Raw genomic sequence first — 12,872 nt, 5'->3', positions numbered from 1 at the left:
GATACTGAATATTTCAGATTCTGAATTCGATATTCACCCTTTTGATTCCCTATATTAAAACGTGATAGATAAATTTATCCCGTTAGCCATTTTAAGCTAATAAAAATGAGGTAATGTTATGATCCGACCAATGTTCGGCTTCCGGCCTAAGCCCAAAAAATTCGATTATCAGTACAGGTATTATGATCCCAAAAAAGATGAAAGAGAGAAAAGAAGACAACGTATAAAATTTGAAACACACAATAGAAGAAGACCAGCTCAGTTTGCTCGTGTAGTATTCTATGCAGCACTATTGAGCCTTGTTGTTTATCTAATTTCATTATAATACTAACTAAGTAACCCTTTGAGCAACAATAATATCAGTGAATCTATAATTCATCAGTTACCTCCCGAGATCAGCAACAAAATTGCGGCGGGAGAGGTTATTCAACGGCCGGCTTCTGTAGTAAAAGAACTTCTAGACAATGCCATTGATGCCGGGGCCGATCAATTAAAGATCTTAATTCAAAATGCTGGGCGAACATTAATTCAGGTTTCTGATAATGGTTGTGGAATGAGTAAAGAAGATCTTCCACTATGTTTTGAACGGCATGCTACTTCCAAGATCAATTCTGTAGATGATCTCTTCAAAATTCGCACACTGGGATTCCGCGGAGAAGCCATGGCTTCGATCGCTTCAGTATCACAGGTTACAGTCAAAACAAAACGTGCTGAAGATGAAAACGGCTGGGAATTTGAAGTATGGGGAGGGGAAGAACGCGATATCAAGCCTACTGCTACAGATGATGGTACTACAATAGCTGTACGTAACCTGTTTTTCAATGTCCCTGCTCGAAGGCAATTTCTGAAGACAGATGTTACTGAACTCCGCCATATTCTTCGCACCATTCAATACGCAGCCTTGGCAAATACTAATGTGGCATTTTATGTTGAAGCTGATGGTGACATCATATACGATCTTCCGATTCAAGACCTTAAACAGCGGGTAACCCAGATTTTTGGCAGTTCTTACAAAGCCAGTTTGATCGAATTCAGTGAAGAAACAAGTTATGTAAAGATCCACGGATTTGCTTCAGATCCTAAACTTGCCAAAAAGAGCAGGGGTGAACAATTTTTATTTGTAAACGGAAGACCGTTCCAACATCGATATCTTACGCATGTTATTTTAAGTTTGTATGATGCGTGGACTCGTAATAACGAGTATCCTTTTTACGCTTTGTTCTTTGATATAAACCCTTCTAAAGTAGACGTGAACGTGCACCCATCAAAAATGGAAGTTAAATTTGAGGATGAGCGCAGTGTGATTCAATTGGCTCGGTCTGTAGTAAACAGAGCTTTAAATAAGCACTTTCAGGTCCCTGATATTCAACCTGACGAAGATGTGTTTCTGAGCGGTAACCAAACCAGGGGTTTTGATTCAGGTTTTAGTTTTAACCAACCAAAGACAAGTCGTAATACGGATGGAGGGCTTCATTTCTCTTCCCGCATAAATACCGGTTATGATCCGGTGAAGGGACAAGGTGATGAGTTCAGTGATCAGTTATATGGCAATAGGAATTCAGCTCCTTCAAATTTAGATTTTTCTCACGATCCGGATCTAAGTAACAAATCAGATACAGCAAAAACTGTGTCACAGGACAAAGGATTTTGGCAGTTACACAATACGTATATCCTCACTCAGACTCGAACCGGACTAACAGTCATTGACCAGCATTTAGCGCATAAGCGAATCATTTTTGAAAAAGCGATAAACGCTACTGAAGAGGCCCTTCCAAGCACTCAACAGCTATTATTTGCCCAAACTCTTGAACTTTCAGCATCTGACTACACTTTATTAAAAGAGTTGCATTCAATAATCCAGAGAATGGGATTTTCAGTTCAACTTCTAAGCGGTAATACTGCTATGATCAATGGCGTGCCGGCTGATATTGAGATAGGCAATGAGGAGGAAGTATTGATCTCAATGTTGCATCAGTATCAGGAACTTGGCCAAAAGATAAAACTCGAAGCTCGCGAAAAGCTTGCTATTGCTTTTGCTTCTAAGGCTGCCATACCCAGAGGTAAGAAGCTATCTCGCGAAGAAATGGAATCCATTGTTGATCAACTCTTTGCTTGCGAGCAACCCTATCTTGACCCATTAAAGAAGCCTACGATCAGCTACATTCCTTTAGACGAGATTCAATCCCGATTTAGATAAATTCAACTGCTTTTTAAACATCCTCGCTGTTTATTTAGTTTATAAATTAATTGACAGTTAAGATGAAACAATTTAGAATTATTCACGAATCAATCGTTCAAAATTTACCAACTATAATTGAAAATATTACGTCGATGAGAACACTCCTGTTTATAATTATATCATTATTGATGCCACTTGAAATAACTGCTCAGAATACAAAATCCAGCAAATCTGATGATGAAACCGTCCTTATTCTTACCCGTCATGCTGAAAAAATTAAGACTGAAAATCAGGATCCTTCACTTAGCGAAGCAGGGAAAAAACGCACCATCAAACTATTAACACTATTGCAAAATTATGACACTTTAAACGCGGTTTATTCAACAGAATATAACAGAACCAAGGAAACAGCCCAACCTGTAGCTGAATATTTTAAATTACCTGTCACTATTTACAATCCTGGTGAATTGAAAAATTTAAAAAGTCAGTTTTTAGAAAAACATCAGGGCGAAACCGTACTTATCGTAGGGCATTCAAATACAACACCAGATCTAATCAATGTAGTTATGGGAGAGGAAAGGGTAGATCAATTCGATGAAAATGATTATAGCAACATGTACATCATAAAATTAAGAAAGGGCGAATCTCCGGTTCTCCAGCATTACATTTACTGATCTGGGAGTGAAAGACATAATGAAATCAGGGTAGAGAATAATATTTTCTGAGAAACCACTCAGAACCAAGGATAAGGACCAAAAGAACGAACCAATAAATGTATCTCACCGGAAATATATAATTCTCAATTGTAACTGTATTGTTTGAAATGACACCATCACGGTGAAGTTCATCCCAAAATCCTTCCATTTCATTATAAATATAGTATGACCCACCTGAATTATTTGCGATAGAACGCAGTAACGCATCATTTCTATTTGTATCACTGTATTCGCTGCTAGTATTGGATATGAGGAATTCCCCCTGTTGAGTTTCTATCAGCCGGCCCGATTTCCGTGCATTTGCAGTAAAAGTATAAAGACCTTCAGATAATTTAGGGAGCTCCAAACGGTAACTGCCTTCCCCAATATTTTCCATATTAAAGGTTCTAGTTGATAAGTTATCACTCTCAACTTCAACTTCTATCACAGCATCTGATTCAGGATTACCCCGCTCATTTCTTACAAATCCATTCAGAAAAGGATTTGAAGACGAATTGATGATCTTTTTTTCCGGAATGACTCTGAGCAACCTGTCATCGGGATTATTAGCAGTCCATGAAATGATATTGGTGAATAGGTTCAGATAAAAAGCCCTGATCGTCGGATCTGAGCTTTGAGCCATTTTGAACCAACCCCATGGCAGAACATGACTACGTCTAACATTACCCATTTCAGAAATAGATACAGCCGGAAAGGAGGTTTCAACACCATTATACACAAGGTTATATAACGTTGAAGCTCGTGGTTCATTTAAAGCGCTTCGTCTTGGGCTAAATAGAGGCGGAAGATCATTTAGGTTAACCTCAGGAAGTTCTAGAATAGAATGTTCACTGCTATTCACATTTTGTTTAAGTTTAGCTTGAAAAGCAGGGTTCAATGCAGAGTTGATCAACCGATAGGAATTCCAGGTGCTTTCTGAAAAATTTCCAGTATTAATTCCTCCCAACTCCATAAATAATATTGGGATATTGGTAAGATCCCTTATGACAGGGATCTGTACGTTGGTATTTGGCCGTCCCTGAACAATTAAAAGATCAACCTCATCCTGTTCCAGATTAGGGATTTCTTCGATAAAACGGTCATTGCCAAGCCAGGTCAACGAATATAAAACATTGTTTTGATCGGATTCAATTAACGATCTCAAGGCCTTCACGTCGGGATGCACAGCAAATGCCAGATGAAGTATCCTGACTCGGCTATCAATAACATCTATAGAAACAAGGCCGGTATTATTGTTCTGTGTCCATTCATCCTGTAAAGGTTCAGATAAGATCTCAAACTGTTTTAGGCCAGGTTCATTTAAAGGTATTTCAAATGTGATCGGCTTGGTTTGATCATTCGTTTCAAATGATAATCTTTGTTCTTGAATGATCTCATTTCCCGTGATCAGTTGGAGGTTCACCGTTTCTCCTTCAAATCCTGTCTGAGTAATATCAGCCTTGATCAGGTGGTTAGTATTAGTGTAGCCGGTTGTATTCGTGGTGATATTTGAGAGAGCAATGTCGCGAACATAAGAAGTATCACCAATCCCAATAGTATAAATTGGAATAGATGAATTAAAAGAATTGATTACGGGATTTCGGCCATAAGTTATAATCCCATCAGAGATCAGGATAGCAGCCTGAACATTATCGTTCATCTCGAGAACAGATTGCACCGGAGCTGATAAATTTGTTTGGGTCGCTGTTCCCTGTATTGAATCTAAAACGGAAGTTTTTACGTGTTCGCCGAAAGAGTAAATATCAATATTTACATTTTCTATATCGACAAGATCAAGTTCTTGAATCAGAGCTCGATACGATTCCAGTCCATTGTATTCACTTTTATTAATGGTTGTGCTCTCAGTATTGTCAAAAAATAAGGCAATTTTTGGAGTTAGCTCAACCTGTCGTGATGAAAAGAAATAAGGATTTAATAGAAGTAATAGCACTATTAAAAATGCAGCTGATCTTAAAGACATAAGAATCCAGCGGCCGGTTGTTGATATGCTTTTCAGTTTACTATAAGAAAACCATGCAAGAACAATCAACCCAATTGCCAGTATAATGATCAGAATAGTAGGGAAGGTATTTTGAAAACCGTGAAATTCCATTTCAAATCCTCCTTCAGTAAATGTCACCCTTCGTCCAAAAGCATGTTGATCAACTTAACAGTTGTAAATCCTTCAGCTTCTGCGGCATAATTATTTACAATACGGTGACGAAGAACAGGAATGGCTAAAGATTTTATATCATCCTCGGTCACATGATATCTGCCTTGTGATAAAGCTCTGGCTTTCCCACCTAAAATTAAATACTGAGAGGCTCGTGGACCAGCTCCCCAACTCATATATTTACTGATGTAATCCGGAGCGATAGATGTATTAGGACGGGTTTTTGAAACCAATTCAACTGCGAAATCAAGCACATTTTCAGGGACGGGTACTTCGCGGACCAAAGCCTGTAATTGTTGTATCTTTTCTTTGGTCAGTAACGGATTAATTTGAATATCCTGATAAGCTGTGGTTTTGCTTACGATCTCTTTTTCCTCTTCTAGTGTTGGATAATCCACCCAAATGTTGAACATGAAACGGTCAAGCTGAGCCTCTGGGAGAGGATAAGTTCCTTCCTGCTCAATTGGGTTTTGAGTTGCCAAAACAAAAAACGGTTGATCCAGATTGTAGGTCTTTCCGGCTGTAGTAACGTGATATTCCTGCATGCCTTCAAGTAAAGCCGCTTGGGTCTTTGGAGGGGTTCGATTGATCTCATCCGCTAAGACAATATTAGCAAACACCGGTCCTTTTATGAATGTAAATTCTTTACGTCCTGAATCCTTGTTTTCTTCGATAACTTCCGTACCTGTAATATCTCCGGGCATAAGGTCTGGGGTAAACTGAATTCGATTGAAGCTTAAATTCAGTGATTCTGCTAAGGTTCTGATCAACAGTGTTTTAGCTAATCCGGGAACACCTACCAAAACACAGTGACCCTTAGAGAATAAACTAATGAGCAGAAGGTTAATTATATTTTCTTGCCCAATTACTGCTTTATGAATTTCAGCTTTTATCTCGTGAAAAACTTGATGAAATTCATCAGCCAGTTTCACTGAATCCTTCATTTCACTTCTCATAAAGTATTCTCCAGATCCATTGTATTGTCAGGTCTCTCAATTTTATATTCGATATAAATCTCATCTCGCAGCTTTTCTATCCACTGCTGCATGACTCGGTTTTGCTTTTGCTGAAGAGCAATACTCTTGATACGATCGTAATCCTGCTCAAGATTGGCAATATGTTCAGGAATCTGTTGATCTAGCTTTACAATTCGGTATGCCTTACTATTTTGACTCTGAAGCGTGAAAGAACGTGGTTCAGAAATTGAGCCTTCTTCGTCCATCAATAATACAATTCTGTACATGGCAGGATCAAGTCTGTTCAAGGGTAAAAGGCGCTCACCCGATTGCGGATCAAAGATCTTACCACCATAAGGTTTTGTGTTCGGATCTTCACTGAATTTTCGTGCAACAGCAGCAAATTTGACATCTTTATTCGTCATGATACTGTCTCTCAGAGTATTTAATCTTTTAATAGCATACTCTTCATCCAGCTGTTCATTGTCCACAGAGATTAATATGTGATTGGTTTCAATTCTGTCACCAACTCTTCGTTTCAATTTAATGATGTGAAATCCAAATTGTGTTTCTACAACTTTAGAGATACCACCGGGCTGAAGAGCGGAAGCAGCGGCTGAGTATTCAGATACGAGCTCATCAAGTCCCATTAATGGTAAAGCTCCGCCATTGGCAGCTGAGCCTCTATCATCACTGTGACGACGTGCAAGTTCTTCAATAGGCACTCCGTGTACAACGATGGAATCACGAAGCTGCTGAGCGAAATTGAAGGCGGCTTGCTTAGCATCATCTTTAGCAGGAGGAACGATCACAATTTGTGACAAAGCCACTTGTTCAGGTATTGTTGGCAAAGAATCTGTTGGAATAGCATTAAAAAATTCTTCAACCTCAGGTCGGGTTATGCTTATAGATTGAATTTTTTGTTGCTGAACACGCTGAGCTATCATTTGCTCTCTGAAATCTTCCTTAAAATCTGCACGGAGTTGAATCAGTGACTTGCCAAATGCTTGCTCTAAAGCACGTTCACTTCCGGCCTGTGCAACCAATTGTCTTATTCTTTGGTCCATTTGGAGGCTCACTTCATCATCAGAAACGGTTATGGAATCGATCTCAGCCTTCTCAAGCATTACATAGTTGTTAATTGCAGATTCAAGAAAACTGAACCATAACTCTTCACTAAATTCAACATTCTGATCTGAGACGCGAGCCTGCCTCATATAATCGGCCACACTTTGATCGATATCAGACTTCAGAATGATATTGTCATTAACGTGAGCAACAATTCGATCAGCTAATATTGGTTTTTCCTGGGCTGTAAGATCTAATTGTATAAATAGGGTGATTAAAAGGAGGGGTAATAAAAAAAGTTTATTCTTCATTATTGATTTTTCTCAATGAAACGGTATCTGCAAAAGCATTACTGCTTTCATCAGTTTTGTTATAAATTTTAATTTCGTTATTTGCCTGAGCCTGAAGATAAAGATTCTTTACGTATGTGTTGAATGCTCTTTTACGTTTTTCAAGCGTCAACCAATCACGTATTTGTTCTATAAGCCAATCCAGATCCGGATGGTCACCTTCAGGCCGCTCTTCTATTAACTGCACAAAGTGATATTCATTGCCCGAACGATAGATAGGCGATATTTCGGATGGACCTATTACACGTAAGTATCGATTGAGCATGTTCACTTCACCGCCAGAAATGGAGATCGGCCAGAACTTTTGTGACTCTCTGATCTTAAGATCAGGATATTTTGAATATCTTTTGGCGACTGTCTCCCAGTCTGTACCTCTCATTATCTCACGTTTCGCACTTTGAGCTTCCGAAATGGATTCAGTAATTACGTGACGATATTGTACATACGGTTCTTCGAGAGTGAATTTGTCTTTATTTTGTTGATAGTAGTTCCGGGCTTCAAGTTCACTTACACTAAGATCATCCTCAAATTCACTGATAATATAGTCCTGAACTGCCTGAAGTATAAACTCATCCTGAACACGCTGCATGCGTTCTCTAACGTCTCTTCTGTTCGTAAAATTAAGCCGATTTGCTTCCTGCAATATTACCTGCCTTCTAACCCAGTCTTCTGTGAAATTTTGCAGAGCGAGCGTGCTATCAGTTTGCAAGGCATTTACAGGAATAGATGAAATAGCATCTGCCTGTGTTAAAACCTCATCACCAACCTCAGCTAATACAACAGTGTCGTTACCATTCTTTGGCTGACAAGCTTGAAATGAGATCAAGATAAACGTGATGAAGAGTATAAAATTAGTCTGCATGGCGGAAATTATAGCTATTGTAGGCTTGCTTTAAGTTAGGATAAATCTCCTTCACTTTATAAACCTCTCTTAAATTCTGTATAAATTCCTTTTCTTTATCCGGCAGATACTCATTAAGCATTTGGTCAAACGCTTCCTCAAAAGACTTATTTCGTTCTTTGAGGTCGAATTCAGGAAAATTACTGTAAGTTGTATAGGAGTGAGATTTAACTTGTATATTTTCATTATTTACAATTCCGACAGTGAGAGGAGATTTAAATCCCTGGCCTATAACAGGGAAGGGCAATGCCAGGAATTGTATTGAAACTGATAAAATCCGGAACAATATCATATCTAACCGTATTCAGTAAAAATGTATTAATGTTAGAATAACATCCCGGCAAAAGTAGCTGTCATCAAATTAGCCAATGTACCGGCAAAAACAGCTTTTATACCAAATTTAGCCAATTCAGATTTTCTACTTGGTGCAAGGCCGCCGATACCACCGATCTGAATAGCAATGGATGAAAAGTTGGCAAATCCACAAAGAGCGAAAGTCGCCATTGCTATAGTTTTAGGAGAAATATTAGCTGCGCTTACCTCTTGGGCAAGCTGAAGATAGGCCACAAATTCATTCAGTACGATCTTGGTGCCAAGCATAGATCCCATGTTAACGGCATCTGCCCAGGGAACACCTATCAACCAGGCAATAGGAGCAAATACCCAGCCCAATAACATTTCTATCGTAAGTGATTCACCCAATAGGGATGTGATTCCAATAAGGTCACTGCCCCAACCAAGTATTCCATTGAACATTGCCAATAAAGCAATGAAGGCCAACAACATAGCCCCGACATTTAAAGCTAGTTTTAGGCCAACGCCTGCTCCTGTTGCAGCTGCATCTATACCATTTGCATCGGTCTTTTCAACATGCATGGATACTTCACCTTTAGTAACCGGCTCATCATCTTCCGGTATAAGGATCTTTGCAATCACGAGTGCTGCAGGTGCAGCCATGAGGCTTGCTCCAAGTAATCGCTCGGCAAATAATTGTTGTGCAACCGCTATTTCGAGACCATTTGCTTCTGCAAAAGGAGTGCCAAGCATAGCAACATAGGCAGCCATTACGCCGCCGGCAATGGTAGCCATACCACCGGTCATGACTACCATAAGTTCAGATTTAGTCATTTTCTCAATGAATGGCTTGATTACAAGAGGAGCCTCTGTCTGTCCAACAAAAATATTTGAGACCACTGAAAGAGTTTCTGCCCCTGATGTACCCAACAGCTTCTGTATGCCTTTGGAGACTATTTTAACGACAAATTGAAGGATACCATAGTGGTATAAAATAGCTGTTAACGAAGCGAAGAATACAATGGTCGGAAGCACCTGAAATGCAAAAAACACACCTAAGCTTTCAGGGTGACCGGGACCCTGTCCCAATCGGCCAAATATAAATGAAGCTCCCTCTGTTGTGTAATTTAAAACCACAACAAAGAAGCTTGCAACTTTTTGAAAAGCTATCATCGGCCAGCCAAGAGGGGCCCAATATGCGGCAATAACATCGGCTTTTAAAATAAAAATGGCCAATAAAAACTGAAATCCAATTCCTATTCCAACAAGTTTCCAGTTTATATTCTTTCTGTTTTTACTGAAAATTAAGGCAAGCCCAAGAAGAGCTACAATTCCAATAATTCCACGAATTATATCCATGAGGGTAAATTAAGTTAGTTCTTTTTGTTCTTGATTTGCAGGTTGTTTATTGGATCTTTCTGCGTTAGAGTTGCCAAATGGTTTAATTGGTTTTCCACGTCGTTTATCATGTGGTGGACGAAAGCAATGACGGGCCCTGGGTTCGTAGGCATCATATTCACCTACCAGAACCTTTCCTTCCTTTTCAATAATACGCTGAGAGTAATGTGCCATAGTCCCACTTTCTGCACACACAGCATGTAGTTTTGTGACATACTCTGCAACAGCAAGTAAATTGGGCATCGGACCAAATGGCCTTCCTTCAGAATCCATATCTAATCCGGCTACAATAACACGTTTACCATCATTTGCAAGGGTATTTGCGACATCAACTACACGATCGTCAAAAAACTGTGCCTCATCAATACAAACCACTTTGGCGTTGCTGGTCAGTAAAACGATCTGATCGGCCGTATCTACTAATATGGAAGGTAAGGCTGTTTCGTTATGAGAAACTACTTCTTCATCACTGTATCTTTTATCTAAAGAAGGCTTAACGACAACAACATGCTGACCGGCAATATGTGCTCTTTTGGCTCGCCTGATAAGTTCCTCAGTCTTTCCTGAAAACATTCCGCCACAGACCACTTCGATCCATCCAAATTCTCTTGGAGCCAATGAGGGTTCGTTGATCATTAATTTCTTCTATTCTGTATTTGAACCTTGTAATTTTAAGGTTGGAATATATCAGGCGATAGGGAGAAAAGGAAAGTTTAAAACAACAGATTTCTTTTTTTGTGTATTGATACAATTTCTCTTTTGGAATCAGAAGGCGAGCCAGGCAATACATAATTTTTACATATACGAACAGATTGGTATCTTGATGCATGAAGAAATTTATATTGAAAAAAGATGAACCGGTAAAACGGCCTGAAGACTATTCGATCGCATACAGGGAATTGCTGAATGAACGTCAGGTTGAGGCCGTATTCCATGACAATGGACCGGCTTTAGTGGTTGCAGGGGCGGGCACTGGTAAAACCCGTACATTGGTTCATCGTGTAGCCCGACTAGTTGAAAGTGGTGTTAACCCCTCAAATATATTACTGCTTGCCTTTACAAGGCGTGCAGCCAGAGAAATGCTAAATAGGGCCAGCAATATTCTGGATGAACGCTGCAAACAAGTTCAGGGTGGAACCTTTCATTTTTACTGCAGTATGCTTTTACATCGATACGCCGATGCCATAGGGTATCCTGCCAATTTTACCATTATTGATACTTCTGATTCCCGGGAAGTGATTCAATTTGTTAGAACACAGCTTGATCTTCACAAAAAGAAAAAACGTTTTCCCAACAAAAATACTCTGCTTAACATCATTAGCACAGCCAAAAATAAAAACCTTGATATAAGAATGGTTCTTCAAGAAGAACATCCACAGTTCCTTGAAGAGGAGGAAAAGATCTTTCAAGTAGCTGATGCTTATCAGGCTTACAAAGAAAAGAACTTTGTGATGGATTTTGATGATCTGCTTATCAATACGAGGGAATTATTAAGTAAGAATAATGATATACGTATTAAGGTAGCCTCAGCAAATAAATACGTTATGGTAGACGAGTTTCAAGATACCAACAAGTTACAGGCCGATCTTACAAAGTTGTTCTCAAGCGTGCATGATAATATTATGGCTGTAGGTGATGATGCTCAAAGTATCTATTCTTTTCGAGGAGCCGATCATCAGAACATTTTAGAATTTCCTAAAAGATTTCAAGGGAGCAAAGTTATAAAGCTAGAAGAAAATTACAGGTCTACGCCTGAGATCCTTCAGGTTGCTAATAATTTGCTAAAACAGGCCAGTTTTAAGTTCGATAAGGAACTTTATTCTAATAATCAGGGAGGTAACTTACCTGCTTTAGTACAATCATCGAGCGAGCACGATCAGAGCCGGTTTATTTCTCAGATCGTATTACAATTACGCGAAAAGGGCTTGCGTCTCAATGAAATTGCGGTGTTATTTAGAAACGGCAGAGATTCTTTTGACCTGGAAGTTGAGCTGAATCGAAATAATATACCATTTGTGAAGTATGGCGGACAAAAATTCACTGAAGCTGCTCACATAAAAGATGTCTTGGCACATGTCAGGGTTTTGGTGAATCCAATGGATACTATTGCCTGGAACCGCGTTCTTATGCTGCTAGACGGAATAGGTCCCAAGACAGCACAGGAACTTTTCGAGTGGATACGATTAGCCAAAAATCCATACCAGCTAGACCTCTCTGATACAACAAGTCAGTCGTACATTGATCAGCTTAAGGAGCTTAGTAAGTTACTGGTCGATATTAAAAAAAACGATCACTCTATACCTAAAGTGATAGAATTGATCACAGATTATTACAAGATCTTTTGCAAGAAGCGTTATGATGATTATCCAAAGCGCATTAAAGACTTAGAAGCTTTTATTAATGTATCGGAGAGCTTTGATTCTTTGCCTAAAATGCTCGAAGAATTAGCTCTTGACCCCATTACTGCTACTGCTGTCGATACGCAACAAAAAACCAAAGAAGAAGCTCCTTTGGTTTTAAGTACCATTCACTCTGCAAAGGGTTTGGAATGGAAACATGTAATCATAATACAGTGCCTTGATGGCATCATACCTTCATCTTATTCGGTTGAAGATGAAAAACAATTGGATGAGGAGCTCAGGCTCCTATATGTAGCCGTTACCAGGGCAGAAGATATGCTCTATTTCAGCTACCCGGTTTTGGCACAGTCTGCCTATGGAGATTATTTTACGCAACCATCCCGCTTTTTGAAGAAGATGAATGAGGATCTTGTAGAAGAGTGGAAACTTGTTGAAGAAGATCGGCAAAAGCAGTTACCAGAAGGTGAAGAAAACAATTTACAAGAGCCGGGTAGCTGA

The 12,872-nt window shown here is 39.3% G+C and carries 10 protein-coding genes; 3 read left to right on the top strand and 7 right to left on the bottom strand.

Annotated elements, in window-relative coordinates; translation table 11 throughout:
* Window positions 1–343: 343 nt before the first annotated feature.
* Both mutL and ACKGJO_RS04445 read left to right on the top strand, forming a co-directional pair.
* Window positions 344–2,197 carry a DNA mismatch repair endonuclease MutL gene (mutL, locus tag ACKGJO_RS04450; protein WP_411322197.1) on the top strand — a complete coding sequence of 618 codons (1,854 nt, stop codon included), beginning with the start codon at window positions 344–346 and terminating at the stop codon, window positions 2,195–2,197.
* A gap of 62 nt (window positions 2,198–2,259) precedes the next feature.
* Window positions 2,260–2,853, top strand: coding sequence for a SixA phosphatase family protein (locus ACKGJO_RS04445; RefSeq protein ID WP_411322196.1), 594 nt, complete (start codon window positions 2,260–2,262; stop codon window positions 2,851–2,853).
* Window positions 2,854–2,878: 25 nt separating this feature from the next.
* Here ACKGJO_RS04445 and ACKGJO_RS04440 read toward each other — a convergent pair whose 3' ends face one another.
* The 7 genes from ACKGJO_RS04440 to ACKGJO_RS04410 are packed head-to-tail and all read right to left on the bottom strand — an operon-like array spanning window position 2,879 to window position 10,650.
* On the bottom strand, window positions 2,879–4,987 hold the full coding sequence (locus ACKGJO_RS04440; RefSeq protein ID WP_411322195.1) for a vWA domain-containing protein: 2,109 nt from the start codon (window positions 4,985–4,987) through the stop codon (window positions 2,879–2,881).
* Between the two features lie 23 nt (window positions 4,988–5,010).
* Complete coding sequence (locus ACKGJO_RS04435; protein WP_411322194.1) at window positions 5,011–6,003, bottom strand: AAA family ATPase; 993 nt, start codon at window positions 6,001–6,003, stop codon at window positions 5,011–5,013.
* A complete protein-coding gene (locus ACKGJO_RS04430; protein WP_411322193.1) occupies window positions 6,000–7,382 on the bottom strand; it encodes a peptidylprolyl isomerase in 1,383 nt (460 codons plus the stop codon). Before ACKGJO_RS04430 ends, ACKGJO_RS04435 begins: the two co-directional genes overlap by 4 nt.
* Entirely contained in the window at window positions 7,372–8,283 is a 912-nt protein-coding gene (locus ACKGJO_RS04425; RefSeq protein ID WP_411322192.1) for a peptidyl-prolyl cis-trans isomerase, read from the bottom strand. Before ACKGJO_RS04425 ends, ACKGJO_RS04430 begins: the two co-directional genes overlap by 11 nt.
* On the bottom strand, window positions 8,273–8,608 hold the full coding sequence (locus ACKGJO_RS04420) for a hypothetical protein (protein WP_411322191.1): 336 nt from the start codon (window positions 8,606–8,608) through the stop codon (window positions 8,273–8,275). Before ACKGJO_RS04420 ends, ACKGJO_RS04425 begins: the two co-directional genes overlap by 11 nt.
* Window positions 8,609–8,646: 38 nt before the next feature.
* Window positions 8,647–9,975 (bottom strand): NupC/NupG family nucleoside CNT transporter, encoded by a 1,329-nt coding sequence (locus ACKGJO_RS04415; RefSeq protein ID WP_411322190.1) that lies wholly within the window; start codon window positions 9,973–9,975, stop codon window positions 8,647–8,649.
* Window positions 9,976–9,984: 9 nt separating this feature from the next.
* A complete protein-coding gene (locus ACKGJO_RS04410) occupies window positions 9,985–10,650 on the bottom strand; it encodes a thymidine kinase (RefSeq protein WP_411322189.1) in 666 nt (221 codons plus the stop codon).
* Between the two features lie 191 nt (window positions 10,651–10,841).
* On the opposite strand from ACKGJO_RS04410, the gene ACKGJO_RS04405 reads away from it, so the two are divergent.
* Window positions 10,842–12,872, top strand: coding sequence for an ATP-dependent helicase (locus tag ACKGJO_RS04405; RefSeq protein ID WP_411322188.1), 2,031 nt, complete (start codon window positions 10,842–10,844; stop codon window positions 12,870–12,872).

The organism is Gracilimonas qinghaiensis (genome assembly GCF_046602855.1).
Classification (GTDB): domain Bacteria; phylum Bacteroidota; class Rhodothermia; order Balneolales; family Balneolaceae; genus Gracilimonas.
Note: the sequence above shows the minus strand (reverse complement) of the source record. Positions and strands in the feature narration are given on the sequence as shown.